Origin of the sequence: Pseudonocardia oceanicola (genome assembly GCF_047200735.1) — a bacterium.
Taxonomy (GTDB): domain Bacteria; phylum Actinomycetota; class Actinomycetes; order Mycobacteriales; family Pseudonocardiaceae; genus Pseudonocardia.
Genome location: NZ_JBJZON010000005.1, coordinates 92,629 through 117,963, shown reverse-complemented (window position 1 = coordinate 117,963; position 25,335 = coordinate 92,629). Strand labels below are relative to the sequence as shown.

The 25,335-nt window shown below is 70.7% G+C and carries 23 protein-coding genes; 12 read left to right on the top strand and 11 right to left on the bottom strand.

From position 1 onward, the window contains the following. Positions 1 to 70 precede the first annotated feature (70 nt). Positions 71 to 553: a cytochrome c biogenesis ResB family protein gene (locus tag ACL02T_RS10180; RefSeq protein ID WP_412830387.1), complete on the top strand. Its 483-nt coding sequence runs from the start codon at positions 71 to 73 to the stop codon at positions 551 to 553. Between the two features lie 514 nt (positions 554 to 1,067). Here the strand turns inward: ACL02T_RS10180 and ACL02T_RS10175 are convergent. Both ACL02T_RS10175 and ACL02T_RS10170 read right to left on the bottom strand, forming a co-directional pair. Beyond that, positions 1,068 to 1,760 carry a site-specific integrase gene (locus tag ACL02T_RS10175; RefSeq protein ID WP_412830386.1) on the bottom strand — a complete coding sequence of 231 codons (693 nt, stop codon included), beginning with the start codon at positions 1,758 to 1,760 and terminating at the stop codon, positions 1,068 to 1,070. Beyond that, positions 1,733 to 2,218: a hypothetical protein gene (locus ACL02T_RS10170; protein ID WP_412830385.1), complete on the bottom strand. Its 486-nt coding sequence runs from the start codon at positions 2,216 to 2,218 to the stop codon at positions 1,733 to 1,735. The genes ACL02T_RS10175 and ACL02T_RS10170 overlap by 28 nt, the downstream gene beginning before the upstream one ends. Before the next feature lie 519 nt (positions 2,219 to 2,737). On the opposite strand from ACL02T_RS10170, the gene ACL02T_RS10165 reads away from it, so the two are divergent. From ACL02T_RS10165 to ACL02T_RS10150, 4 genes are all read left to right on the top strand, one after another. Then, positions 2,738 to 3,916: a tyrosine-type recombinase/integrase gene (locus tag ACL02T_RS10165; protein WP_412830384.1), complete on the top strand. Its 1,179-nt coding sequence runs from the start codon at positions 2,738 to 2,740 to the stop codon at positions 3,914 to 3,916. Then, the gene (locus tag ACL02T_RS10160; protein WP_412830383.1) at positions 3,916 to 4,293 is read left to right on the top strand and encodes a helix-turn-helix domain-containing protein; all 378 of its coding nucleotides are present in this window, start codon (positions 3,916 to 3,918) and stop codon (positions 4,291 to 4,293) included. The genes ACL02T_RS10165 and ACL02T_RS10160 overlap by 1 nt, the downstream gene beginning before the upstream one ends. Continuing rightward, positions 4,290 to 5,792: a hypothetical protein gene (locus ACL02T_RS10155; protein ID WP_412830382.1), complete on the top strand. Its 1,503-nt coding sequence runs from the start codon at positions 4,290 to 4,292 to the stop codon at positions 5,790 to 5,792. Before ACL02T_RS10160 ends, ACL02T_RS10155 begins: the two co-directional genes overlap by 4 nt. Before the next feature lie 75 nt (positions 5,793 to 5,867). Beyond that, positions 5,868 to 6,044, top strand: a complete 177-nt coding sequence (locus ACL02T_RS10150) for a type II toxin-antitoxin system Phd/YefM family antitoxin (protein ID WP_412830381.1) — start codon at positions 5,868 to 5,870, stop codon at positions 6,042 to 6,044. Positions 6,045 to 6,634: 590 nt separating this feature from the next. Here ACL02T_RS10150 and ACL02T_RS10145 read toward each other — a convergent pair. Beyond that, complete coding sequence (locus ACL02T_RS10145) at positions 6,635 to 8,113, bottom strand: ArnT family glycosyltransferase (protein ID WP_412830380.1); 1,479 nt, start codon at positions 8,111 to 8,113, stop codon at positions 6,635 to 6,637. A 1,137-nt stretch (positions 8,114 to 9,250) separates the two neighbouring features. Here ACL02T_RS10145 and ACL02T_RS10140 point away from each other — a divergent pair. Beyond that, complete coding sequence (locus tag ACL02T_RS10140; RefSeq protein WP_412830379.1) at positions 9,251 to 10,153, top strand: cation diffusion facilitator family transporter; 903 nt, start codon at positions 9,251 to 9,253, stop codon at positions 10,151 to 10,153. A gap of 459 nt (positions 10,154 to 10,612) precedes the next feature. Here the strand turns inward: ACL02T_RS10140 and ACL02T_RS10135 are convergent, their stop codons facing one another. The 7 genes from ACL02T_RS10135 to ACL02T_RS10105 all read right to left on the bottom strand — a co-directional run bounded on the left by ACL02T_RS10135 (position 10,613) and on the right by ACL02T_RS10105 (position 17,970). Next, positions 10,613 to 12,460 carry a cytochrome c oxidase assembly protein gene (locus ACL02T_RS10135; RefSeq protein ID WP_412830378.1) on the bottom strand — a complete coding sequence of 616 codons (1,848 nt, stop codon included), beginning with the start codon at positions 12,458 to 12,460 and terminating at the stop codon, positions 10,613 to 10,615. Continuing rightward, positions 12,457 to 14,748 (bottom strand): heavy metal translocating P-type ATPase, encoded by a 2,292-nt coding sequence (locus ACL02T_RS10130; RefSeq protein WP_412830377.1) that lies wholly within the window; start codon positions 14,746 to 14,748, stop codon positions 12,457 to 12,459. Before ACL02T_RS10130 ends, ACL02T_RS10135 begins: the two co-directional genes overlap by 4 nt. Positions 14,749 to 14,815: 67 nt before the next feature. Beyond that, positions 14,816 to 15,436, bottom strand: coding sequence for a TlpA family protein disulfide reductase (locus tag ACL02T_RS10125; RefSeq protein WP_412830376.1), 621 nt, complete (start codon positions 15,434 to 15,436; stop codon positions 14,816 to 14,818). Positions 15,437 to 15,443: 7 nt separating this feature from the next. Beyond that, positions 15,444 to 16,088, bottom strand: coding sequence for a vitamin K epoxide reductase family protein (locus ACL02T_RS10120; RefSeq protein ID WP_412830375.1), 645 nt, complete (start codon positions 16,086 to 16,088; stop codon positions 15,444 to 15,446). Then, entirely contained in the window at positions 16,085 to 16,750 is a 666-nt protein-coding gene (locus ACL02T_RS10115; protein WP_412830374.1) for a DsbA family protein, read from the bottom strand. Before ACL02T_RS10115 ends, ACL02T_RS10120 begins: the two co-directional genes overlap by 4 nt. Further along, entirely contained in the window at positions 16,747 to 17,298 is a 552-nt protein-coding gene (locus ACL02T_RS10110; protein WP_412830373.1) for a L,D-transpeptidase, read from the bottom strand. Before ACL02T_RS10110 ends, ACL02T_RS10115 begins: the two co-directional genes overlap by 4 nt. A 159-nt stretch (positions 17,299 to 17,457) precedes the next feature. After that, positions 17,458 to 17,970 (bottom strand): hypothetical protein, encoded by a 513-nt coding sequence (locus tag ACL02T_RS10105; RefSeq protein ID WP_412830372.1) that lies wholly within the window; start codon positions 17,968 to 17,970, stop codon positions 17,458 to 17,460. Between the two features lie 457 nt (positions 17,971 to 18,427). On the opposite strand from ACL02T_RS10105, the gene ACL02T_RS10100 reads away from it, so the two are divergent. Then, positions 18,428 to 19,654 carry an Nramp family divalent metal transporter gene (locus tag ACL02T_RS10100; protein ID WP_412830371.1) on the top strand — a complete coding sequence of 409 codons (1,227 nt, stop codon included), beginning with the start codon at positions 18,428 to 18,430 and terminating at the stop codon, positions 19,652 to 19,654. A 419-nt stretch (positions 19,655 to 20,073) separates the two neighbouring features. On the opposite strand, the gene ACL02T_RS10095 is transcribed toward ACL02T_RS10100, so the two are convergent. After that, positions 20,074 to 20,991: a cation diffusion facilitator family transporter gene (locus tag ACL02T_RS10095; protein WP_412830370.1), complete on the bottom strand. Its 918-nt coding sequence runs from the start codon at positions 20,989 to 20,991 to the stop codon at positions 20,074 to 20,076. A gap of 512 nt (positions 20,992 to 21,503) precedes the next feature. Between ACL02T_RS10095 and ACL02T_RS10090 the strand changes: the two genes are divergently transcribed. The 5 genes from ACL02T_RS10090 to ACL02T_RS10070 all read left to right on the top strand — a co-directional run bounded on the left by ACL02T_RS10090 (position 21,504) and on the right by ACL02T_RS10070 (position 25,147). Further along, entirely contained in the window at positions 21,504 to 22,172 is a 669-nt protein-coding gene (locus ACL02T_RS10090; protein WP_412830369.1) for a M23 family metallopeptidase, read from the top strand. Positions 22,173 to 22,413: 241 nt separating this feature from the next. Then, complete coding sequence (locus tag ACL02T_RS10085; RefSeq protein ID WP_412830368.1) at positions 22,414 to 22,704, top strand: hypothetical protein; 291 nt, start codon at positions 22,414 to 22,416, stop codon at positions 22,702 to 22,704. Between the two features lie 342 nt (positions 22,705 to 23,046). Further along, complete coding sequence (locus tag ACL02T_RS10080) at positions 23,047 to 23,367, top strand: hypothetical protein (protein WP_412830367.1); 321 nt, start codon at positions 23,047 to 23,049, stop codon at positions 23,365 to 23,367. Beyond that, the gene (locus ACL02T_RS10075) at positions 23,364 to 24,563 is read left to right on the top strand and encodes a cytochrome c oxidase assembly protein (RefSeq protein WP_412830366.1); all 1,200 of its coding nucleotides are present in this window, start codon (positions 23,364 to 23,366) and stop codon (positions 24,561 to 24,563) included. The genes ACL02T_RS10080 and ACL02T_RS10075 overlap by 4 nt, the downstream gene beginning before the upstream one ends. 56 nt (positions 24,564 to 24,619) lie before the next feature. After that, positions 24,620 to 25,147 (top strand): copper resistance CopC family protein, encoded by a 528-nt coding sequence (locus ACL02T_RS10070; RefSeq protein WP_412830365.1) that lies wholly within the window; start codon positions 24,620 to 24,622, stop codon positions 25,145 to 25,147. Positions 25,148 to 25,335: the final 188 nt, after the last annotated feature.

Below are 25,335 nucleotides of genomic sequence, written 5' to 3'. Positions count from 1 at the left end.
CTTCACCAGTACCGCTCCCCAGCCGTCGGGCCTGACCCTGGCCGCCCCCACTCAGGGACGGGTCTGACATTTGCAGGGTCAGGGCCGCCGCTGTGGTGGTCCTGACCCTTCCCACCCCTGCCTTGGGGCCTCACTCCGCCTTCTCAGTCCACCGACTCGAGCAAATCGCCGGGCTAACGACCCATCGCGTCCAGGCGATGAATCGCACCAACGCTCACCTTGCGCCGGGTTTGCCGGGCGCGCTGCTGCGCAGCGGTCGCTCAACCAGCCGCGGGTAGTCGACCAGTACTTCGCCGACTACCCGCGGCTGGCCCCGCTGCTGGACCGGGTCGGCGCCTTCGAGATCTTCGCGACGCCCTGGTTCGCCGCGATCTACCTGCTGCTGATGATCTCGCTCATCGGCTGCCTCACCCCACGGTCGCTGGAGTACCTGCGCGCGATGCGGCAGAAGCCCGTCGCGACCCCGCGGAACCTCGCCCGCATGCCGCACCACGCCGAGGGTGTCGTCGACGGCACGCCCGACGAGGTCCTCGGGCGGTCCGCACCGTGCTGAAGGGCTGGCGGCGGTGCCGGGGGCCCTCGGCGGGCCTACGTCGAAGACCTGGTCCCCGCTGGGAGCTTCAAGCAGCACGCTCGCGGTCTTTGAGGTCATCCAGGCGATCGAATAGACGCTGCGGCTCGACCTTTGTCAGCGCACGGCGGGCAGCGGGAACGGCGTCGTCGGTCGTACGCCGCGGGTGTTCCAGCCGAAGCCAGCCACCGGTGCTTCCCTCACACAGCCCGAGGCGGACCGCCGAACTGGCGGTGAGTGGTGTTACTCAGCGCTCCAGGATCGCGCGCAGCTGCTCCACCGTCGGGGCGCCGGTGGTGGCCTGCGTTGAGGGATAGAGCCGGCAGGCTGGGCCTATCTCACCGGTGATGAGCGAGGGGAAGGGCCGCGCTGGCGCACCTGGTCCGCGCCGGCTACGCGCCGAAGTTCGAGCATCGAGCTGACCCGTCGTAGCGGTCGCGCGGGTCAATGGCCACGATCGGCAGCCATCGCGGTTCCCCTTCAATCGGTCACCCCTTCACAACCCGAGCTGGGTCGCGGCGTTGTCCTCCCAGGCGGTCTCGACCCGGACGTAGGCCCCCAGGGTGGCCAGGGACCGGTGTCGGGTCTGGTGGGCGATCGCTCGGCCAGAGGCCCCGCGCAGGTGGGAGTAGGTCACGAACCCGGCGCGCAGCGAGTGCGCGGAGTACGGCCCGCCCGCGAGCTCGGCCCGCGCGGTCGCGGCGTGCACCAGGTCGTTGATCGACTCGGGGTGCAGGCCGCGCTCGAGGGCGCGGCGTTCCTCGAGGATCCCGGCCAGTGCGATCACGGCGGAGCGCTTGTCGTGCTCGGTGGTGTCGCGGCGCCGGAACAGCGAGATGGCGTGCTCGACCCGGCGGGCGACGTCCTCCGCCGCAGCGTGCGTGACCCGGTCGACCAGATCGCCGCGTGCCTCGTCGACGGCTCGTACGAGCCGGCCCATGTCCTCGCCGGTGATCGCGAGCCGGAAGGGGTCGTCGGCGGAGGACAGCAGGTGATTGACCTGCCACCGGTAGATCAACCGCCCCGTCTCGGTACTGAACTGCGAGAAGTGTCCGATGCAGCGGCGGTCGGGGCAGCCGTCACTCAGCCGAGGTCGGGCCACCAGATCGTGGAAGGCCTCGATCAGCCCGTAGAAGGTGTCCTCATCCCAGCGCTGTGGCTTCAGCGGCCATAGGTCACGACGCCCCATCCGTTCGGCGAGAACGACGTTCTGCCGAGCTCGTTCGGCCCGTCCTCGCTGGAGGGGCAGGGCTCCGCGAACGCGCTATCGAGGTACCCGTCTCGGCGCATGTCCGCGATCAGCTGAGCGAAGCGCCGGTAGAGATCTTCACGCGTCAGGCGCCACGGGCCTCGGCCTTGACGCGTCGGCCAGTACGGTCGCAGTACCGACGGCGCCGGCAGCTCGCCGCTGTGCGCCAGCAGCGCAGCGAGGAACGCTTCGCTCTGGAGCGAGCTGTAGGGACGGGCGGGGTCGTTCCGTCGCAACGCACGGCCCGGTTCCTCGCCCACGAACGCTTCGGAGAGAAGCTGGTAGTACACCCTGGTGGTCGACGGGTTCACCGCGACGAGACCCCGTAACTCGTGGACGAAGGCCTCCCTTGGCCACGCGAGCTCATAGTCGGAGGTGTCGAAGGCGATCTCGTCCACACACGGACCCTACCGCGTGTTACCCGGGATTCCGTTTGTTATGCCACGTAATCCAATCGAGGCTGGCGAATCCTTATGGCGAATCCTAGTTCACTGGTGGCAATTTGAGGACAAGAGCGGCATAGACAAACTCAAGTGCCTGTTGAGCGGCCTCGATTCATCCGGCTGAGGGCCGACCGGCTCGCGGTCCGGCGCGGCAGTCAGAGCTCGTTCGCGACCCACCAGCACAGACGCATCAGGGGAGGGAAGGAACTGCCTTCTAGCTGCGAAACTGTCATAAGGTAGATTATCGGCTAGAAACGACGACCAGTTGCAGTGGACGCATGAACTGGTCACCGTGCGGTGAGACCTGCTTCGAACTGCAGGTCCACGGCCTGAGTGAGCGCGACGCGTCGGACGCTAGCGGCCCGCAGTGACGACCTGACCCGCGCCTCGACGTGCGCTGTTGCCAGAAATCAATCATCTGATGCATGATTCGCGCATCGTGGGTCGTTCGCTGATGTCGCTGCGGAGGTCGTTATGTCGGACTCGTCGCACGGTCCGCGGGGTCCGGCCGGTCTGGCTGGTGAGCTGTTCCTGGCGGGCACCTCGCGGCTGCTGCGCCCCGACGAGCAGGTGTTCGAGGCGATGCTCGCCGGCTGGCGGGATCAGCAGTTGAGCCGCAACCTGCACCACAGCACCGTGGACGGGCGCCTGGCCGTGGTGCGGCGGTTCCAGCGGTTCACCAACGAGTTCCCGTGGGACTGGCGGCCCGCCGAGATGGAGGCCTTCACCGCCGAGCTGCGCGGCGAGCGCTGCGCGTTGTCCACAGTGCGCAGCTACCAGGGCGCGATCCGGCTGTTCTGCGGCTACGCCGCCGACCCGCGTTATCAATGGACCGCAGTGTGCGAACGGCTGTTCGGGTCCCACCCGGCGCAGATCTGCTTCGAGTGGAACACCGCCGCCCATGTCCAGGAAACCGAGGGCGATCCGCGGCGGCGGGCGTTGACCAAGGCCGAGTTGCAGCGGCTGTTCGACTACGCCGACGAGCAGGTCGACCAGGCCCGCCGCAGCGGACACAAGGGCTGGTTCACCGCAGTCCGCGACGCAGCGGCGTTGAAGACCACCTACGCCTGGGGGCTGCGGCGCCGGGAGACGGCGATGCTCGAGCTGGCCGACTTCGGCACCAACCCGCATGCCCCGGAGTTCGGCGCGCACGGGGTGCTCTACGTCCGCTGGGGCAAGGCAGGCAAAGGCAGCACCCCGAAGCGGCGCAGCGTGCTCACGGTCTTCCCCTGGTCGGTCCGAGTGATCACGCAGTGGGTCGAGCAGTGCCGGGAGCTGTCCCCCACCGCGGCGCGGAGCACGTCGTTGTGGCCCACCGAGCGCTCCGGCCGTCTATCGAAGGAGAAGCTCAGCGCCCGGTTCGCCGACTACCGCGACGCACTCGGGATGGCGCCCGAGCTGACCCTGCACTGCCTGCGCCACTCCTACGTGACGCACCTGCTCGAGGCCGGCTACGACCCGCTGTTCGTCCAGCAACAGGTCGGCCACTCCTACGCCTCCACCACCGCGCTCTACACCTCGGTGTCCTCGGACTTCCGCACCCGCACGCTGCGCGGAGTGCTCGATGCCAGCGTCGGCCGCGCTTTGGCGCTAAACGCTCGAGGCGCCGAGCAGGAACCTGCGACTGGCCCTGCGACGACGGGAGAGCTCTGATGCCCGCACGTCGCCGACTGGACTTCCAGTGGAACCTGCGACAACTCATGGCCGCGCACCAGCTGTGGAAGACGACCCAGCTCGTCCCGCTGCTGGCCGAACGGGGAGTGAAGCTGTCCGCGGCCCAGGTCTATCGACTGGTCACCGACAAGCCCGAGCGGCTATCGATGAAGACGCTCGTGGCGCTCTGCGACATCTTCGGCTGCTCCCCCAACGACTTGATCACCCCGCACGTCGTCGCAGCCAAGGCTCCCAAGGCCGCCGCAGGCGAGGGCGGAGCCGGCAGCGTGGTGGCTATGCCGGTTGAGTTCCAACCCGAGCGGGCCCGCATCCTCGACGACGACACCGGCGATGGTGGAGATGGCGGCGGAGGGTGAGCCCGCCGCGCAAGCCCCGAGCTCGCAGCACCGCACCAGACCCGGACCGGTGGCCGGAGTGCACGCGCTGCGGGCAGTGCTACCAGCTCGCCGCGCGCTGGCCCGAGGGGCCGATCTGCACCTATTGCTACAACGCCGCCCGTCGCCGCGAAGGGGTCTGCGCCGACTGCGGCCACACCGGCATGGTTCCCGGGCTCAACACCGCCGGGGAGCCGGCCTGTCTGCGCTGCAGCGGCGTTCCGCTCATGCTGACCTGCGCCGGCTGCGGGCAGGAAGCCTGGCTCGCCAAGGGCGCCACCTGCTGGCGTTGCCTGCTGCGCGACATGGTCCACGACCACCTCGCCGGACCGGACGGCCAGATTTCGCCGGCGCTGCAGCCGATGGCCGAGGCGCTCTGCTCGATGCCCCGGGCGAACAGCGGCGTGACCTGGATGCGGGCCAACCCGCAGGTCGGACAGCTGCTGCGCGGGCTGGGCACCGGCAGCATCGAGCTGTCCCACGAGGCCCTCGACGCGCTGCCCGCCGGCCGCACCGTCGAGTATCTGCGCGCGCTCCTGGTGACCCACCACGCCCTGCCGCCACGCGATCGACGGCTGGCGACGTTCCAGCGTTGGCTCGACGACACCCTCGCCCGGGTCGATCACCCCGAGCACAAGCAGCTGCTCGACCGCTTCGCCCGCTGGCACCATCTGCGCGATCTGCGCCGACAGTCCGAGCACGGGCCGGTCGAGGCCGGCCCGGTCCTGCGGGCCAAGCAGTCGATCACCGTCACGATCGAGTTCCTGGGCTGGCTCGACCGGCGCGGCATCACACTGGCCGAGTTGTCCCAGCACGAGATCGATTCCTGGCACGCCGGCGGGCCAGGCACCCGTGAACATGTCCAGCGGTTCCTCTACTGGTGTCGCGCGCAGCGGCTCACCGGCAAGCTCGAACTCCCCCGCCGGGACAAGGACAACCCGCGGCTGATCGGTGAACACGCCCGCCTGGAGATCATCCGCTCGCTGCTGCTCCACGACGAGCTGGCACTCCCCTACCGCATCGCCGGCTGCTTGATCACTCTCTTTGGGCAGCCCGCCGGGAAGGTCGTCGCCCTAACCCTCGCCGACCTGGCCGAATCGGACGCCTCCTCACCGGAGCTGCGGCTTCGCCTTGGCAAGCAGTGGGTGCCCGTTCCCGAGCAGCTCGCGGCGCTGATCCGTCTTCACCTCGAGCACCGCGCCAACACCAACACCGCAGCCAATGCGCAGTCTCGATGGCTGTTCCCCGGTCAGGTCCCCGGCGAGCACCTCAGCCGCACGACCCTGCTCGCCGCCTTGCGCGGCGCCGGGATCCCGGTGCGCGCCGCCCGGAACACCACCTGGCAACAACTCGTCCGGGAAGCACCGCCCCAGGTTCTCGCCGACGCCCTCGGCATCAGCCCCGCCACGGCCATGAAGCACGCCCAACGAGCGGGCTCGGACTGGGCGCGCTACGTCAGCACCACACTTCACCAGCGATGATCCGTCACCCACGAATACGTCGCCTTACCGACTAGTACGGCCAGTGCGAGGCAGAAGTTCGGCTAGACTGGCCGGGTGCGCAACGTAGCGCTGGGTGAGGCCAAGGACAAGCTCTCGGCCCTGGTTGAGGAGGCCGAGACCACCCACGAGATCGTCACCATCACCCGGCACGGCCAGCTGGCCGCGGTGCTGATGGCCGCCGACGATCTCGATTCGTTACACGAGAGCCCGCCAAGTTGTTTAGGACCGTAGAACTTCTACGGAAGCTATTTGGCATCCGGAGGGTCCGCCTCGGCTCGCTGCACGAGCTCTTCAAGTCGGAGACAGGTACCCGGCGGATTGTCTAGGCGACGAGAGTGTCATACGTTAGCGCGCTTCCGGAAACTAGCGTTGAGTATCGTCGCACGGGTGGACGTGCTTCGGTGGGGCGATTCTCGGCGGGAAGCGCCGCCCCGCGAGCCGCGGCCGACGGGGAACAACCCAGGCGATGAGGTAGTGCGGCGGCGAGCCAGCCCCAGGGCTGACCGACTTCCACTTCGCGCATGCGAGCCGCCCAGGGGCGGACTGGATCGCCCCCGGGCGGACTACATGTTGTCCAGCGGCCTTGCCCCGGTTGGTCCCTGGACGTTGAGCGAGTTTCCGGAGCTCCCACCGGGAAATCGCTCACCAGAAGAATCCCGCGCCCGGCCTGTCTGGGCCGTAGGGCCAACCCCCATGCTGTGGGGAGCCGGCCCCCGACTTGTCACCTGCGCTGCAACGGTAACGATGGCGTGCGAAGGGCCACACCCACCGTCGTCCTGCACCAACCCACCATCACCGGGCCAGTAGCGCCATCCTCACGGTCAGGTGAGGTCCCAGACCGCGCACCCGTTCCGCTCGATGCTGCGGACCTGTTGGCTGTTGTCGGCCAGCCAGGCGGCCAGCGGACCGTTCGGAGGGACGAGCTGCGGGTCTCCGATGACGAGGAAGTGGGCGCCGGCGTCGCGCAGGCGGGCCACCTCCTCGGGGTTGTGCCGATCGGCGGGCAGGCTCCAGCCCTTGCGGTCGGCTAGGAAGAACACGACCGGCTCCTGGTAGTTGTTCGTGACGCCGTCCTCGACCGTGCGGCTGGTCGTGCTGACCAGGGCCAGATCGGCGGGCGTGGACACGGCGTCGAGCTCAATCGCGCAGGTGCCGAACACCCCGGCGCGGTCGTGCAGCGACTGGGCGAACACGTTGACGGCCTGCGCTCCGAGCAGCACGGCCACCGTCACCCCGGCTCCGACGCCCACGGCCCGAGCCAGCCGTGCCCGCGCCCAGCTGAGGGCCGCGGCGATTCCGGTACCGGTGGCGAGCGCGGCGTAGGGCAGGGAGTAGACGTGGTATTGGATGCCCAGGTCGGTGCTGGTGTAACGGCCCGCGGCGAAGTAGTAGAGCGTGAGCGCGATCGCGCCGGCAGCCAGCAGCGGCAACGGCGACAGCCTCCGCGCCAGGGCCGTACCTCGCTGACGTCGCAGCCACACCACGCCGAGCACCGCGAACGGGAGCCCGACGAACCCGTAGATGAAAAGCGTCTCGGTGCGCAGGTTGCCCAAGTAGAAGGCCGAGCTCAGCCACAACGACAGGCTGCCCCACTTGCTGTCGCCGCCGGAGATGACGCCGAAGGTGTTGCCGTAGGTGGCGTACAGCGACGCAGCGTGGCGCAGCCACAGCGCCGGCACCACCAGCGCCGCGAGCCCGGCCAGATAGAGCGACGGGCGACGCAGCCGGTCCCGGGCCGCGAACACCACCCACAGCGCGATGACCAGCCCGAGGTGTAGCGAGGTCGGTTTGACCAGCGCCGCCGTCGAGGTCGCAGCCGCGGCCCAGACCAAGAAGACCGGGCGGTCCTCCTGAAGCCAGCGGCAGAACCCGAGCAGCGCGAGCAGATAGAACGCCAGCACGGTCGCCTCGGGCATGAACGCCGTGCCCCAACGCATGAAGGCCGGAGAAAGGAAGAACGCCGCCAGCGCCCAGCGGGCCGCATTCGCAGGGAGCAGCCGGCGGGCCACACCCCACAACGCCGCCGCGGCGACGAGCATGAACGCCAGCGAAACCAGCCGGCCCAGCACGATGTGCTCCCCGAACACGAGGTAGGTCGCGGCCGTGAGCCACGGCATCAGCTGGAACTCGGTCTCCACGTAGCCGGGGCCCGCACCACCCCAGTTGATCTGCGGGAAGAAGATGTTCATCCCGTTCGTGGCGAAGTTGCGGGCGATCGTGGCGGTGTCGGATTGACGCCAGATGTCTCCCGGGTAGGAGGTCATCGGCGCGAACGCACGCACCACTGAGAGCACGGCCACCGCGGCGGCGATGGCCAGTACCCACCACGTCAGCCCAGCCCGGGCTGGCGGAGCCCCGTCCTGGCCTGCGGCCGGCTCGTGGTCGCTCCCCCACGGCCGGGAATGCAGCCGTTCGGTCGGGAGGTCGAGGCTCGGGTGTGGGGCATCGGCGCGTTTCAGGAAGGACAAGCTCAGTCACCTTGCCGGGCAGAGAGGAGACGCCGAACGTCTCACGAGTGGGCGCAGCCGCCGTCTGTTTGGCGCCTGATCAGCAGGCCACACGGGGCGCGTGGAGGGACAGCCGAAGAGCGGGCCGGCCTACGTCCGCATGACGCGCAGCGCGTAGGCAGGGAGAAGGACCTCTGCCCGAGCAAGGATCCCCGAGCTCGGGGGGCCGTGGAGGAGGTCCGCTCGTCGGCCGGGGCTGGCAGGCTGGCCACGGGCGCGGCCGGCTCCGCGACGAGCTGTCGGGGGGGCGGTCCCGGGCTTGCCTCGAGTGCGGCCCGGTGAGTGTCGCAGTGAGGCGCGGTCGCGACCTGCTGATCAGCTCGGTGGTCGCGGCCCGACGAAGTCGTCTCCCGGGCACCGTGCCATCCAGCGGCTTGGATGGTGGGCACGACCTGCCCGGCCTGGCCGTCGACGGTGTTCCCGACCACGGCACGAGAGGGGGCGCTCCGGTGTTCGACCGATGCCGTTGCGCTCATCGCCGCCCCGTCGGGGCCGTCCGCACCCATGCTGCGCAGGGGTTGGTCGGCGCTGGTTGCGGTGGCAGTCATCGTCCTGCCAGAGCTGCCAGAGCTGCCAGAGGCGGTCGTGGCAGGGCGCACGCTGCAGCAGCACAGGGTGAGCACCCCGGTCGGCAGCACGAGGGCCGTCACCAGGGCCGCCCGACGCGACACCACCCCTCGCCGGAGCCCGGAATAAGGCGCAGCTTCGATGAGGAGCGCGCCCTGACGGCCCACCGGCGCTCGAGTCACGAGCGGAGCCTAGATCGGTGAGTTGAAGAGACGCTGAGGCCGCATGGCTGCGGCAACGAGCAGGCCAGCCGTTGCTTGCATGCGCATAAGCTAATACGTTCGTGGGGTGACGGAGTATGAGGGTGGGGGCGGTGTCAGCTCAGTTCCCCAGGCCGGGCACGGACACGGGCACGGGCAGGGGGTGGGCGTCAACGCAGACCGGCGATGGCTGAGCCTTGCACTAGCCCTGATCGTCGTGTTCATGGTGGGCGAGTTCATCGTGGGCTTGCTGTCGGGCTCACTCGCCCTGATCTCGGACTCCGCCCACATGCTGACCGACGCGGCATCGATCGTGTTGGCGCTGGTGGCCATTCGCCTGGCTGCTCGACCGGCCCGCGGCGGCTACACCTACGGTCTGCGCCGGGCGGAGATCCTCTCGGCGCAGGCCAACGGGATCACCTTGCTGCTGCTTGCAGTGTGGTTCGTCTACGAGGGCGTTGACCGGCTGATCTCGCCGCCTCCGGTGGAGGGCGGCTTAGTGCTGGTAACGGCACTGATCGGGATCGTGGTCAACATCGCGGCCTCGTGGTGCATCAGCCGTGCCAACCGGACCAGCCTCAACGTCGAGGGCGCCTTCCAGCACATCCTCAATGACCTGTTCGCGTTCATCGCCACGGCCGTGGCCGGGATCGTCGTGTTGCTGACCGGCTTCGCTCGCGCGGACGCGCTTGCCGCTCTCGTCGTCGCGGGACTGATGCTCAAGGCCGGGTGGGGCCTGGTGCGTGACTCAGGCAGGATCTTCCTGGAGGCGGCACCACGCGGGGTGGATCCCGACGCGCTCGGCGCACAGCTCGCTGGCCTGCCCGGAGTGGCTGAGGTTCACGACCTGCACGTCTGGGAGATCACGTCAGGACAGCCGGCGCTGTCAGCACACGTGCTGGTGCGGCCAGGGTGCGATTGCCACGACGTGCAGCGGGAGATCGAGCAGGTGCTGCGCCACCAGCACGGGCTCGCACACACCACCTTGCAGGTCGACCACGCCGAAGCCGGGCCTGCCGACGACCACTGCGTGGACCCACACGGCCCGGTACACGCCGTCGAGTAGGCGCTCTCCACAGCCGTCGACGGGCCCGGAGCCGTCGCTGTGCTTCTCGTCGGTTGGGCGGTTGAACGGCACCCAGGGCTCGGGTAGGGGCAGCCCCCTGGCGGGCAGCCCCTCGCAGCGAGACCCTTGTGACACGTTCGTCCGTTTCGTGCTCGCTAGGAGGTTCCCCGTGTGGAAGAGCCGCCCCCTGCCGGGGGAACGGGAGGCCCGCCGCCACGGCGTCAGATTGCGGCTGGTCCGGGACGACTACCTCTCACCACAGGCCAGAGACGACGAGTGGTTGTCGCGACCGATCAAGGTCGACCGGGAATCCGAGGAGGCGGGTCTCCGGGAGAGCTCACGAGACGTCCGGGCCCCTGATCAGCAAACCGGTACGGGGTAGTGGTTCGCCGGACCGGGATTCACTGCTGTCGTGGAGTTGATACTCCCCGACCTGCATCGACGGTGAGCCGGCCGCGGTCATCTCCCCCGCGGGCGGTGGCGGGGGGAGCCGTCGGGATGGGCCGCGCGGCTCCAGCGGCGGGCGAGTACCGCAACTGCTGCAATCATGGCGAGCTCGGCGACGACCCAGGTCAGGACCGCTCCTCGTCGCTGGTCCGCGATGGGGTTGGGGATGAACGGCAGCTGCAGCGCGCCATAGAAGGTCGGCGCGATCGGGGTCGAGCGGCTGAGCAGCCAGATCGCGAAGCCGGCGTGCAGCACCATGACGGCGAAGGTCATGGCCAGTCGCCCGAGGGCAGGCAGCCCGGCGTTGCCGGGTTGGCGCCCGAGCAGGATCCAGAACAGCAGCAGCCCGGTGGCGAGCGTGACCGCGTCCATGACCGGGTGTGACCAGTGGTCGAGCACGATCGCACCGAACAGCCCTGTGGCGTAGAGGCCGAACAACGTTACGGCGACCAGGCACCAGGCGATCGCGGGATGGCGGGCCGCCCGCAGCGGGGTGCTGTCGAGTAGGGCGTCGAATCGTGCGCCGAGCTGCGGCGACGCCTCACGTAGCAGGCTTAGTCCGTGGCCGAGGACGAGCAGTACCGGGGCGATGGCCGACAGCAGCGCGTGAGCCAGCAGGTGCATGCTCAACACCCCGGTGGCGTAGGTCCCGATGCCGGAGGAGGTGGCGAGCAGCACGGTGGTGCAGCCGGCGAGCCAGGCTGCGGTGTGCGTCCACGGCCAGACGCGGCCTCGGCGCCAGAGCCGGGCCACGCCCCACAGGTAGGCGGTCGCCGCCGCGAGCGAGAGCGGCGCGTAGATCAGGTCGATCCGCCAGCGCAGCGCAAGGTCCGCGACGCTCATGTGACCGGGTAGCTCGTAGCCCAGGAAGAAGACGAGCCGGCTTGCGTTTGCGCCGTCGTCGGCGGGAGGTACGAGCCGGCTCATGGCTGCCCCGGCCGCGGCCGCCAGGCCCAGCAGCACGAGCTCGACGGCCGCGGTGCGCCCGGCGCCTCCCCTTCCACAGCGGCGGCGCAGTCGGACACCTGCGAAGGCCAGCAGCGCGGTGACGACCACACTCGCCATGACGAGCAGGCCGTAGCCGGTGGTGAGGATCTGCTGTGGGCGGAGGGCGAGCAGGCTGGGCACCACCGCCGAGCCGGTCACGACGACCAGGGCACCGGTGGCGATGGTGTGGTGTCGCCGCAGCAGGCTCGGCGTCGCTTCGCGCCCTGATGCGGGCAGGACGACCGCGATGGTGCTGCCCAGCCACAGCAGGGCAGCCAGGCTGTGCAGAGTCGCGGCGTCGCCCGACCAGTCGTGGGCCTCCTCGGCGTTGCCGACCGAGGTCATCGGCGGTACCGCGAGTCCGGCCAGCAGGACAAGTAGCAGGCCGACTGCGCCGCGCCAGGACAGCACCAATCGCGACGCGAGGGCGACGACGGTTGCGACCACGGCGAGGACGGCCCACCCGGCGGCGGGCTCGACCGCGCTCAGTCCGGCGGCGAGGAGATCCGGGCGGGTCAGGTAGGCGACCGGATCCACACCGGCGGTCTCGGCGGCGGTCAGAGCGGCGACGGCGAAGGCGGCCAGTGCCAGCAGCACGCCAGCCGGGCGGGCCGCGAGCAGCGCCGTGTAACCGGTAGGAGACACGCTGCCGTGCGGCTCGCCGGGGACGAAGACGGCCGCCAGGAGCAGGTTCCCCACCATGACGGCGGCCGCGCCGAGCGCGACCAGCTGTGCAAGCGGCAGGCCAGCGTTGACCACCGGGCCGAGATCGGCGTACCCGTAGATCTGCGACAGGCTCGGAGCCCAGACGGCCAGAAGCAGCGCGGTGGCCAGGGCGGTGGCCCCGATACCGGCCCAGATGCGAGCGCTCACGGGGTGGCGGCCTCGGGTCGGAAGCGGCGCAGCCGCAGGCTGTGGGAGACCACGAACACCGAGGACAGCGCCATCGCCGCGCCAGCGATCAGCGGGCTGAGCAGGCCGGCGGCGGCCAGTGGCAGGGCGGCAACGTTGTAGCCGAACGCCCAGACCAGGTTCCAGCGGATGGTGCGGTGGGTGCGGCGGGCGAGCTCGATCGCGTCGGCCACGACGAGCAGGTCCTCGCGGCCAAGCACGACGTCGGCGGCCTCGATCGCCGCGTCGGTTCCGCGGCCGATGGCGATACCGAGATCGGCGGTGGCCAGGGCGGCGGCGTCGTTGATCCCGTCGCCGACGACAGCCACGCTGCGTCCGGCCGCCTGCAGCCGGCGGACGTGGGCGACCTTGTCCTCGGGCAGCGCCTCGGCGACGACGGCCCCGGCGTCGATGTCGACAACCTCGGCGACCGCGGCCGCGGTGCGGGCGTTGTCCCCGGTCAAGATGACGGGCTCGAGCCCGAGCCTGCGCAGCGCGGCCACCGCCGCAGGGGCGCTTTCCCGGACTTTGTCGACTACCGCGAGCGCGCCCCGCGCCTGTCCCTCCCAGGCCACGAGCACAACGGTCGCCCCAGCCTCCTCGAGCCGGGACCGCTGCGCGTCGAGCTGGGCCGGGATCTCGGCGCCGCGCTCGTGCAGCAACCGGGCCCGGCCAAGCAGCACCTGCCGGCCCTGCACCGTCCCCGAGGCCCCCAGACCCGGCAGGGCGGTGAACTCGGTGACCTGCGGTGCTGTCCCCTCGGCGCCCGTGCTGCGCGCGGCCTCGACGATCGCGGCCGCCAGGGGATGCTCCGAGGCCTGCTCCACGGCGGCGGCGAACCACAGCAGCTCTTCACCGGTCACACCCTCGCCGGCATGGACCTCGGCCACGTGCATTCGGCCCTCGGTGAGGGTGCCGGTCTTGTCGAACACAATCGTGTCCACGGCCCGGGTGGACTCCAGCGCCTGCGGGCCCTTGAGGAAGACCCCGAGCTGGGCGCCGCGGCCGGTGCCGACCAGGATCGCGGTCGGGGTGGCCAGGCCCAGCGCGCACGGGCAGGCCACGATCAGCACGGCGATCGCCGCCGTCACCGCCGCGGCGACCGGTTGCCCGGCCAGCAGCCACCCGCTCAGGGTCGCCACCGCGAGCACGACGACGGCGGGCACGAAGACCGCCGACACACGATCGGCGAGCCGCTGCACCGCGGCCTTGCCCTCTTGCGCCTGCTCGACCATGCGGGCCATCCGGGCGAGCTGGGTGTCCGCGCCGACCCGGGTCGCCCGCACGGTGAGCCGGCCACCGGCGTTGACCGTGCCACCCACGACGTCGTCGCCGGGCACGACCTCGCGGGGCACGGCTTCGCCGGTGACCACGCTGGTATCGACCGCGGAGCGGCCCTCCACGACCCGCCCGTCCGCAGCGATCTTCTCGCCCGGGCGGACGAGGAACACGTCGTCGACCACCAGCTCGGTGGCGGGAATCCGGACCGAGGCTGCGTCCCGGAGGACTTCGACCTCCTTGGCGCCCCAGGCGAGCAGGGCCCGCATCGCCGAGCCCGCGCGGGCCTTAGCCTGCGCCTCGAAGAACCGTCCGGCCAACAGGAAGGTGATGACGACCGCGGCGACGTCGAGGTAGAGCGCGTCGTGGGTGCGGGTCAGCGCAGCCCACCCAGCGCCCAGCCCGGGCTCCACCTGCCCGCCGCGGATCATCACCCACAGCGACCAGCCAGTGGCGGCCAGCACTCCCAGGGAGACCAGCGTGTCCATCGAAGAGGTGCGGTGACGCAGCCCGTTCCACGCCGCGCGATGGAACGGCCAGGCACACCAGCCGACCATCGGAGCGGCCAGGGCCAGACACACCCACTCCCAGCCCGGGAACCGCAGCTCGGGGAACAACGACAACGCAAGCGACAGGTCGGCCAGCGGCACGGCGAGGACCGCCGCCACCGCGAGCCGGCGCCGCAGGTCCGCCACCCGGTCGGCCGGCTCGGCCTCGGCCTCGCGGACGTCGTCGACCCGCCGCGCGGTGTACCCGGCCCGCTCGACCTGCTCAATCAGGGTGCGGGGATCGACCCCCTCCGGACAGTCAACGCGCGCACGCTCGGTGGCGTAGTTCACCGAGGCGCTGACCCCGTCGAGCTTGTTGAGCTTGCGCTCGACCCGGTTCGCGCAGGCGGCGCAGGTCATGCCTCCGACCTGGATGTCGTAGCGCCGGACGCCCGCGGCCGGTGTGGTCCCGGGCCCGTCCGCTGTCGCCGTTGTCTCTGGCATTGTCCTCGCCTCTTCGCCCGTTTCCTGCCCGCGCGGGCCGCTTCTACCGACGGTAGAACATGGGTGATCAGGACCCGGGCACCGGCCCGGGCCCCGGCTCGGCCACGGGCTCGGCGGCGATCCGGTCGACCACCGGCCGCAGCTCGCTGACCCGCACCGCGCCGAGGAAGACCGCTGCGACGCGGTGGCGACGGTCGAGCACGATCGTCGAGGGCACGACGTTGGGCGGGAACCCGCGCAGCGCGGCCAGTGAGCGTCCGGCCGGGTCGAAGATCGACGGGTAGTCCACTTCTCGGGCGCGTAGGAAGTCCTGTGCGGCCTGGCGGTCGTCGCGCACGTCGATGCCCAGCACGGTGACGCCACGCTCGCGGGTCTGCGCATGGGTCAGTTGCAGGTCGGGGATCTCTTCGCGGCACGGTCCGCACCACGACCCCCAGATGTTGAGCACGACGACCTGCCCCGGGAAGTCGTCGAGGCCGAGCTGCTGCCCCGGGTTCATCAGGTCCTCCCCGGACAGCCCGGTGACCTGGCCGCGGGTCTGGGGCGGGTCGTAGGTCAGCCGGGTTTCCCCGCCGGGTGCGACGAAGGTGAACTCCCGCACCTGGCTGGGTGCGTTGCCGCCGTCGGGAGAGCGGAACGAGCAGCCGGCGAGGAGGACGAGCAGGACCAGCAGTGGCAGCGCCCGCATCGGCCTGTCACCCCGCAGCCGCGAGCGAGGACCAGTACGGCCAGAATCGCGCCGCGATCAGCGCTACGAGCACCACGAACCACAGGGTGACGGGCACCGAGTGGTAGCGGGTCAGCGTGGCGAGCGCCCGGCTCTGCGGCCGGAGCCGGTGCAGGTTGTGCATCGTGACGTACCAGAAGATGGGGATCGTTACCGCCCACACGGCCATGCAGTACGGGCACAGGGCGCCGATGCGGTAGAGGCTCTGTCCGATCAGCCAGTGCACGAACACCACGCCGAAGGTGACCCCGGCCTGCAGGCCGGCCCAGTACCAGCCGCGCAGCCGCCCGCCGGCGAGCAGCGCGGCGCCGGTCGCGGCGACCATGGCGAACCCGGCGATGCCGAGCAGCGGGTTCGGGAATCCGAACACCGCGGCCTGCGGCGTGGTCATCACCGACCCGCAGCTCAGCACGGGGTTGATGCTGCAGGTCGGGGTGTAGCTGGAGTCCTGGGCGAGGGCGAACCGCTCGACGGTCAGGACGAACGATGCCGCCAGCCCGACGACGCCGCCGACGAGCAGTAGCCACGCCAGCCCCCGGGGCAGTGGACCGGGCGAGGCTGCTTCCGGTTGCCTGGAGGGCGCCGGCTGTCGTCGGTGCAGGATCGTGCTCATCGGGCCAGTGCGGCGTCGAGTGCCGCGGTGAGGTCGCCGAAGGTCTTCGGCTGGAGCCGCTCGCCGTTGAGGAAGAACGTCGGCGTGCCGGTCACGCCGAGGGCCTGTCCGTCGGCGACGTCGGCGCGGATCCGCTCGAGGGTCTGCGGCGCGGCGTAGACGCGGTCGTACTCGGCGAGGTCGAGCCCGAGGTCGGCGGCGTAGCCGCGGAACCGGTCGTCCATGGGGACCTGCTGCTCGCCCCACTCGGCCTGGGTCTCGTACATCCGCTGGTACATCTGCTCGAAGCGGCCCTGCTGCGCGGCGGCCTCGACCGCGCGGGCGGCCCGTTCGGCGTTGAAGTGGCTCTGGATGGGGAAGTAGCGCACCACGAAGCTGACCCGGTCGCCGTACTCGCTGCGCAGCTGCTCGATGGCCGGGTAGACCGAGCGGCACGCCTCGCACTCGAAGTCGAGGAACTCGACGAAGGTGACCTTGCCGTCGACCACGTTGGTCAGGCGGTGGCTGTCGGGGCGGGCGGCGGTGGCCGCAGCTGTCCCGGGCTGCGCGGCGGCCTGTTGGTCGCTCTTGCCGAGGAAACCGTCGGGGGCGAGGAACCAGGTCAATCCCGCCAGCACGACGACGAGGACGATGCCGAGCGAGATCTTGGCGTTGCGGGTCACTTGACCTGCACCTCGTCTCCGACCTGCAGGTCAGCGAAGAATGCCTGGGCGTCGGCGAGGACCAGCTTCACGCAGCCGGCCGAGGGCGTGGTCTGGCCGCCCTGGTGGAAGGCGATGCCTCCCGGGGCGAAGAACACCGAGTAGGGCATCGGGGTGTTGTACTCCCGGCTGGTGTACTGCTCGGCCTTCCATTCGACCTTGAACGTGCCGGTCGGGGTCGGGGTCTTCTCGTCGCCGTCGACGAAGGTGACCGCGCGGGTCACCGCACCGTCGCGGATCAACCAGGCGTTGTGCGTGGCGAGGTCGACGCAGGCGCGCGCGGACTTCGTGCAGGGGGTGCCGGGGACGATGTTCGCCGGCGTGGACCCCGCCGGCGCGACATAAGGGGTCTTCCCTCCCGTGGGGACGTTCGCCACGGCGACGCCCGCGGCGAGGGCGGCCGCGGACGCGACGGCCGCCGCGACGGCCACCGCCGCGCGGACGGGCCGGGAGCGGGGTAAACCGCGCTGCGGACGGGGGAACTCGCGTTGCCAGCGGTGCTGAGCCATGAACAGCTTCTTCCTGGGCAGGATCGACAGAGATCCGACTGAGTCGTGAGGTGCTGCAGCGGCGAGACCGTCGCCGGCCGCTCAGAACACGGCACCGATCACCGCAGCCGATTGGCCCGGGTTTCACGGGAAGCGCGGCTGCCGGAGCGGTGGGGCGGATCAGCGTCGACTGACGCAGAGCTCGGTGCACAGCGCGGTTCCACTCGCGTCGCCTGGGGCCGAGGGAACTGCCGAGGAGCCGTCGGACTGACGGGACGGGCAGCCCGCCCACGCAGCGACTGTAAGTGCCGGCGTCAGCGATTCCGGGCCGCCGATCACGCGCGTCGGTGGCGCCGCCGAGTCCTCGTGCAGCGGTACCCCGTTGTCCGGGCAGGACGAGCGGTTCCCCGGCTGCCCGTCGGGCAGGTCGCGGGGTGTCCCGTCGCCAGCGAGCACCAGCGGTTCCGTACTCGAGGTCAACGACGACGTGCCGGGCGCGCTGGGCGCGCGGATGTGCGACGCCTCCTCGCTCGGGCTGTCGCCGGTGGAGGACGTCGCGTACGAGACGGCCAGCACCGGCGCCAGGACCTCGTCGGAGCTGCGGATCTCCGACGCGCAGTGCGCAACCAGCGCCACCAGCATCAGGACCAGGGTGAAGACGGTGTGCCGCCAGCGACCGGGCAACGCCTTCACCTACCTCCACTACCACTGCACCGCCGGCCAGGGGTGCCGCTGCTCCACCAGCTGAAGCCCGGTGCAGGCTACTCAACCCGCGCGAAAGCTCTCGAACTGCCTCAAATGCTCCGTACCGCCCGTGGGGGTCCTCATCAGCACTGAGGCAGCTTTCGCGGGCCTCGTTAGGGCCAACGACCGAGCGCGGCGAAGGGCACGCTCGCCCGTCTGCGGGGTCTGCTCACGGCGAGCGTTTCCTCCCCGCGGGCGCACGGGCGCCGGTACGTCTCACTTCGAAGCACTGGCTACCGATCATCAGTAGACATGCCTAATGTCTGGCGTCATGGACGACGCCGGTGGCCGACCCGCTCCTACCGACGAGGTGACAGACGTCGGGGACAGCGGTAGAGCCGGGTCGGGCCGTGCACAATCCGTCGGATCGGTCCAGGTCGAAACGGCCGGTGCGTCCGAGGGCGCCATGGCCCTCCCGCAGACCGGTCGGCTCAGGGCGGGCGTGCTCGTGGCAGGACCGGCGTTCGTCGCCGCGATCGCCTACATCGACCCGGGTAACTTCGCGACGAACTTCGCTGCGGGATCCCAGTACGGCTACCTGCTGCTGTGGGTGATCGTCGCGGCGAACCTGCTGGCGATGCTGATCCAGACGCTGTCGGCGAAGCTGGGCCTGGCGACCGGGCGCAACCTCGCCGAGCTGTGCCGGGCACATTTCCCCCGCCCGGTGAGCTGGGGGATGTGGGTACAGGCCGAGATTGTCGCCGTCGCCACGGACCTGGCCGAGGTGCTGGGCGGGGCGATCGCACTGCAACTGCTCTTCGGCATCCCGCTGTTCACCGGTGGCGTCATCACCGGGCTGGTGGCCTTCGGGCTGCTCGCCCTGCAGAGCCGCGGCCACCGGCCGTTCGAACGCGCCATCCTCGGGCTGTTCCTGGTTGTGCTGATCGGCCTGTTCGCCACGCTCTGGCAGGTCGACGTGCCGGCTGGCGACGCAGCGGCCGGATTGGTGCCTCGGTTCGAGGACACCGACAGTGTCCTGCTCGCCACGGGGATCCTCGGGGCGACGGTGATGCCGCACGTGATCTACCTGCACTCGGCGCTCACGCAGCGTCGGTTGCGGATGGCGGGGCCGACGCAGCAGGCGTTCGTCGCCCGCGCCACTCGGGTCGACGTCCTGGTCGGTATGGGCACCGCGGGCGTGGTCAATGCGTCGATGCTGCTGATCGCCGCGGCCGTGTTCGCCGGATCAGCCCTCCCGGACACCGACACCCTCGACGGGGTGTTCGCGGGCCTGGGCGTAGCGGTCGGTCCCTGGGCCGCACTGGGCTTCGCGATCGCGCTGCTGGCCTCCGGGTTCGCCTCCTCCGGCGTGGGCACCTACGCGGGCCAGGTCGTGATGCAGGGCTTCATCCACCGCCGTATCCCGCTGCTGGCCCGCCGGGCCCTGACGCTGGCGCCGGCCCTTCTGGTCCTGGCTCTGGGCGTGGAGCCGACCCAGGCACTGGTGTGGTCGCAGGTCGTGCTGTCCTTCGGGATTCCGTTCGCCCTCGTGCCCCTGGTGATGTTCACCCGCCGCCGCGACATCATGGGATCGCTGGTCAACCATCGGCTCACCACGGCCGCGGCGATCCTGGTCGCCGCGCTGATCATCGGTCTCAACGCCTTCCTTCTCGGGAACCTCCTGATCTTCTAGCTGACCCTCCTGGGGCTGACCTGCTTGGTCGGGATAGCGCGGTCCGCCACGCCGGGCAGGCAGCGCCCGCGCCTGCGGGTGCGCCAGCGTGAGTCGGCCGGTCGGGGCCGAGGCGCTCAGGTCGACCCGAGCCGGTCCCCCGGTGCAGCGGCATTCCCGGGGTCGTCGAACAACCGCCGGTAGGTGCACGGGGCGAGGGCCTCGGCGGTGGGCCTCATCGGAAGAAGCGGCCTCGGGGACCCGTTGTCACCTCGCGAGAGCGGCACGCCGGTCCTCGACGTGATACGCGGTCGCGAAGTCGAACACCACGGGTGCGACGTCATCGTGGTAGGTCGCGCGCTCCGCCGATCGCCGGCCGCAGGTCGGTTGCATCGTCTATGTGCAGCCGTACGTGGTCGAGCCTCGTACAGGCCGTCCGGTCACCACTGCCGGATGCAGCGCGAGGCGGTGCGGTCGTCGTCGATCTGCACGGTGACGTGGTCTAGGCCGTAGCCCTGGTAGAGCACGTTGCGGCTGCTGGCGAGAACCGCTTCCCGCTGGCCGGGGGCGGCTTGCAGGTGGAGCGAACCGACGTCCATCCCGCTGGTGAGCGTCCACACGTGCACGTCATGGACGTCCTGCACGCCCGGGACGGCGGCGAGGTCACCGCGCAGCGCCGCCACATCGACGTGCGCCGGGGCGACCTGCAGCAGGATCCGGAGCGCGTCGCGGCCGAGCTTCCAGGTTCGGGGCAGCACGAACAGCCCGATGGCGACCGCGACGACCGGGTCCGCGTAGCGCCACCCGAACGCCACTGTCACCGCCCCGGCGGCCAGCACTCCGACCGAGCCCAACGTGTCCGCCAGCACCTCGAGGTACGCGGCGCGCACGTTCAGGCTCTCCTTTGCGCCCTGCCGCAGCATCAAGAACACGACCAGGTTGGCGGCCAACCCGAACAGCGACGCCGCCAGCATCGCCGTGCCCGGCACCTCCGGAGGCTCCGCCAGCCGTTCGAACGCCTCGACGAGGATCCAGCCCGCCACCCCGAACAGCAGCACCGCGTTGGCCAGCGCCGCGAGCACCTCCGCCCGGTACACCCCGAACGTCCGCTGGGGTGAGCGCCCCACCGCGGCCTCCCGGCGGGCGGCCAGGATGGCGGCGAGCGCCATCGCCATGCCGAGCACGTCGGTCAGCACATGCCCGGCATCGGACAACAACGCCAGCGACCCGCTCGCCAGGCCGGCGCCCACCTCCACGACCAGCGCGATGAGCAGCACCCCCAGGCCGACTGCCAGCCGGCGCACGTACCGCCCGGAGCTGCTCTGCGGCTGCATCCCGTGACCGTGTCCCGCTCCCATGCACCAAACATATAAAGATATTCGCATGTATGCAAGTGTTGGCTCCGACTGGTCCAGCCAGTCGCCGGTAGGAGCCCCAGAGCCACCGCAGTTGGCCCCGAACCAGGCTCAGGCAGCGCTGCTCGTCAACACCTCCGTCGAAGGTCGCCACCGCGCCCGTCGGCGAGCCCTAACGTCCGCGGCGGGCGAAACGCCGTTGACAGAGCGTGAGCGACCGATTGTCGGACGCGCCCGCCCACGGATCGGCCGATCCGATGGTTTGTGCGGTATGCCGGAGTCCGCGGCGGCCCTGCTCCCCTGAGGCCGGCGCTTTCCGACCAGCTCGCGCCGACCTACCAGGAGGACACTCGTGGCTCGGCAACTGACGTCACCGGTCCTTCGGGTCGCGTCCCGCCGCTGGCCGAGTCGGGGTGAGGGCGCGTAGAGCCGTGGGACGACACCGTCGCAGAGCCGCCGCGGGGCGCCATCTCACCTCGATCACCACTGGCGCCGCCGCCGTCGCCCTACCCTCGATGATCCCGTTCGCGCCCGATGCGGACGGCCCGGGTCCGAGCTCCTGGTCCCCGGTGGCCATGGCGACGCCGTTCGAGCGGCATGACTCGCCTTCACAGTCCCGCGAGTTCGCGGGTGGGGCAGCCCCGGCGGTCGCCCGGGCCGAGTCCCACGACCCGGACGCGGTGCGTGCCCTGGACAAGGCGGCTCGCCTCGCGGACGAGATCGCCACCCTGGCAGCGGCGCGGGCGCGGGCCACCGCCCAGGGAGCCGCCGCGGCGTCCGTCGCCCGAGACGGGCAGGTCTACGCCTCGCCCACGGTCGGCCGGCTGACCTCGGCCGCAGGCCCGAGGTGGGGCACGACGCACTACGGGCTCGACATCGCCAACCGCATCGGTACCCCGATCTTCGCGGTGGCCGACGGCACGGTCGTGGAGTCGGGCCCCGCGTCCGGGTTCGGACTGTGGGTGAGGATCAGGCATTCCGACGGCACGACCAGCGTCTACGGCCACATCGACCGGAGTCTGGTCGGCGAAGGCCAGCAGGTGCGCGCGGGAGATCGCATCGCGCTGATGGGCAACCGAGGTCAGTCGACCGGACCTCACCTGCACCTGGAGATCTGGTCCGCGGCCGGCGCCAAGGTCGACCCGCAGTCCTGGCTGACTCGTCGCGGGATCCCCGTGCGATGAGCTGCGGGAAAGTCGGGCAGTAGACCCCGGACCTTGGGGGGCCGTACCTGAGGCACTACCGTGCCTCCGGAAGTTCTATTCGCGGTAGAAGCGCATGGCGATCGTGTACGGCGCATCGGGAGCAAGGAGGTTGCCCATGTCGCGAGCCTCCGCCGCCCCGGGATGTCACCGACGGGTACTCGCGGTCGTCGCCTCCCTACTCCTGGTCGGGTTGAGCTTCCTCTGCGCTGCGGTCCTCGCCGTGGCGAGCCCGGGCGCCGGCGCAACGAGCAGCTCGGCTCCTTCCGGAGCTCCCAACGGCCACCACGTCGTGCATGACGTGCATTGTGAGCCCTTCACCGGCGCCGAGGCCGCAGCGACGGTGCACCGGGACCCGAGCAGCCAGCCGCTGCCCGCGGTGGATCTCGACATGCCCGGCGATGGCAGCTGGATAACCACCGAGGCCACCACCAGCTGCGCGCCGGACGCTCGATCCGGTTCCCTGTCGCCCGGGCGAGAAGTGCTGCTCGCGGTCGGTGTCGACCGGAACTGATCAGCCCCACACAGGCGCGGGGACGTCCGCAGTTCGCCGCAACGCATGCCCCGTGCCGTCGTCGGTAGCCGGTGACCACTCACCGCCGTACGTCGAATCCCTGTGTTTCCGACCCGACCTGCGTTGAAGGCCATGGCTGGCGCGGGCGGGCGCGCCGCGACACTCGAAACGAGTCCCGTGAAGACGACTCCGATCCCGCCCCTGACACCGGCACCGGCAACCGACCCAGCTTCGGGCAGTGCCCTGGTGCTCCCGTCGACCTCAACCGGAGCAGCCGGCACGCCGCCGGTATCACCGCCGGCCAGCCCACCCCCAGACGTGTCCCCTTGGCCGATTCTCATCGTGATCGCCTCGATCATCCTGCTCTGCGTGCTCATTTTCTGGGCCCAATCCACCGGGCCGGAGCGCCGGCGCACCCGCGAGACGACGACCGCGACGAGCACACCGGGCACCGCCGAGACGACCGAGGGCAGGAAGGGCAGCCCGGACGACAGCGCGCCCGCCGACGTTGCGCCCACCGACACCGCGCCCACCGACACCGCGCCCGCCGACACCGACCCCAGTGGCGGTGCAGCATCCGTGGCTGGGCCGGACCCCGGCACACCGGATCCCGCTTCTCAGGCCGCTCAGCGCGGCGACGATGCAAAGGACGACCCGCAGTGATCAACCCGTTGATCCAGACCCTGCCCGCCGCGCCCACGACGGACAGCGGCCCGGCGGCACTTGCGGGCGTGCTCGCCGCCACCATCCCGCCGCCCGTGGATATGGGACGGGTGTTCACCAGTTGGACCCTCGATCCGTGGGTGCTTGTCCCGCTCGTGGCCGCGGGCGCGGCCTACCTCGCCGGCGTCCGCACACTTCGACGCAGGGGAATCGAGTGGCGCCGCGGCCGCACCGTGCTGTGGTTCGTCGGCCTGAGCATCATCGCGCTGTCCACCAGTTCGATGATCGGCGTCTACGACAACGCCCTGTTCAGCATGAGCGCGGTGCAGCACATGATGCTGCAGATGATCGCGCCGGCACCGCTGGGGTTAGCCGCGCCGATCACCCTGGCACTGCGAGCGCTGTCCGGTCGGCCGCGAAGGATCCTCCTCGCGGTCGTGCACAGCCGCTACGTCCGGGTGGTCGGCCACCCGTTCGTCGCGTACCTGCTGTTCGTGGTCAGCCCCTTCGTGCTGATCTACAGCCCGCTCTTCGAGCTCAGCATCACCAACGCCGCCGTCCACGACCTAACCCACCTGCACTTCGTCCTCGTCGGGGCCCTGCTGTACTGGCCTCTGCTCGGGGTCGATCCATTGCCCAACCCCATGCCCTGGGTGCTGCGGCTGCTGCTGGTCATCGGGCTCGGGCCGGCCCATATCGTGCTCGGAATTCCGATCATGCTACGGGACAGTTTGATCGCGCCGAACTACTTCACACAGGTCGCCGCCGCGTGGAGCACCGATCCGCTGGCCGACCAGAAGGTCGGCGGCGGCCTGCTGTGGATCTTCGGCGACGTGGTGGTGCTGTTCCTGCTCGCCGGCATGTTCGTGCAGTGGAACCGCAGTGAGAAGCGCGAGCAGCGCCGCGTCGACCGCCACCTCGACCGGCGCTACGGCGCCGCTACCGCCACGAGTCCGTGGTGGCTGACCGACGACCCACGGGCCCCGCGCCGCATGCCCCACTTCGTCGAGGCCGCCAACTCCCGCCCTGTGACGTCAGTCCCTGCACAGTCCGACGACGCCGCACACGGCGCCGGGCCAGCCGGCCCTGCATCCCACGCTGCCCCCGACACCCCTGAGCCGTCTGACGCGGAGAGTGCTTCCACGACCAGGACCACAGCGTCGACGCCGACAGCATCGAAGGAGCACCAGTCATGAACTCGCCGCACGTGGGGCCGGCCCGCCCCCGACGCCTCCGCAGGCTCCTGGCAGCTGTGGTGGCCTGCCTGCTTTCCGCCGCCGGAATGCTTGCCGGAGCGAGCCCTGCCTTCGCCCACGAAGAACTCCTCAGCGCCGACCCCAGCGACGGCGCCAACCTCGCGCAACCACCCGCCAGCATCCGGCTGGAGTTCAGTGCCGAACTCGACCCGGCCTTCGTCTCGACCACCGTCACCAGCCAGGACGGACGCCGCTGGGATGCGGGTCCGCCGCAGGTCGAGGGACGCATCGTCACCGTCTCGGCGCAGACGGCGGTGCCCGCCGGCAGCTACACCGTCGGCTACCGAGTGGTCTCCAACGACGGGCACCCGATCAGCGGTGGTGTCACCTACCAGGTCACCACGGACAACTCGCCCGCAGCGCCTGCCGCCGCGGCCCCCTCCACGACCCCGGCCTCAACCGCGCCCTCCACGGCGCAACCTCCGACACAGGGCGGCGGCATGCCGATCTGGCCCTGGCTGCTTGCTGCCGTCGTCGTCATCGCGATCGCTGCCACCGTGGTGGTCCGCAGGCTGGGCCGCTAGTCCAGCAGCACCCGCGTCCAGGGGCCGCGGCTGCCTTCCGCGGGCACACCCGTCGATTTTACGCACCGCCCACTTTCTTCCCGGGCGGCTCCGCCTTCGCGTGAGCGTCCGGGCGCCGGGTCGGCGGTCGGCCGGGTCTCCCCCAGCCCGACCGGCCGCCCACCCCGGCAGCAAAGCGATGACGCGAA

What these genes read in the sequence shown, in the direction of transcription:
- ACL02T_RS10175 (WP_412830386.1), bottom strand. Translation starts at nt 1,760, where the DNA reads ATGGGGCGTCGTGACCTATGGCCGCTGAAGCCACAGCGCTGGGATGAG.
- ACL02T_RS10165 (WP_412830384.1), top strand. Translation starts at nt 2,738, where the DNA reads ATGTCGGACTCGTCGCACGGTCCGCGGGGTCCGGCCGGTCTGGCTGGT.
- ACL02T_RS10160 (WP_412830383.1), top strand. Translation starts at nt 3,916, where the DNA reads ATGCCCGCACGTCGCCGACTGGACTTCCAGTGGAACCTGCGACAACTC.
- ACL02T_RS10130 (WP_412830377.1), bottom strand. Translation starts at nt 14,748, where the DNA reads ATGCCAGAGACAACGGCGACAGCGGACGGGCCCGGGACCACACCGGCC.
- ACL02T_RS10125 (WP_412830376.1), bottom strand. Translation starts at nt 15,436, where the DNA reads ATGCGGGCGCTGCCACTGCTGGTCCTGCTCGTCCTCCTCGCCGGCTGC.
- ACL02T_RS10120 (WP_412830375.1), bottom strand. Translation starts at nt 16,088, where the DNA reads ATGAGCACGATCCTGCACCGACGACAGCCGGCGCCCTCCAGGCAACCG.
- ACL02T_RS10110 (WP_412830373.1), bottom strand. Translation starts at nt 17,298, where the DNA reads ATGGCTCAGCACCGCTGGCAACGCGAGTTCCCCCGTCCGCAGCGCGGT.
- ACL02T_RS10100 (WP_412830371.1), top strand. Translation starts at nt 18,428, where the DNA reads ATGGCCCTCCCGCAGACCGGTCGGCTCAGGGCGGGCGTGCTCGTGGCA.
- ACL02T_RS10095 (WP_412830370.1), bottom strand. Translation starts at nt 20,991, where the DNA reads ATGGGAGCGGGACACGGTCACGGGATGCAGCCGCAGAGCAGCTCCGGG.
- ACL02T_RS10090 (WP_412830369.1), top strand. Translation starts at nt 21,504, where the DNA reads ATGATCCCGTTCGCGCCCGATGCGGACGGCCCGGGTCCGAGCTCCTGG.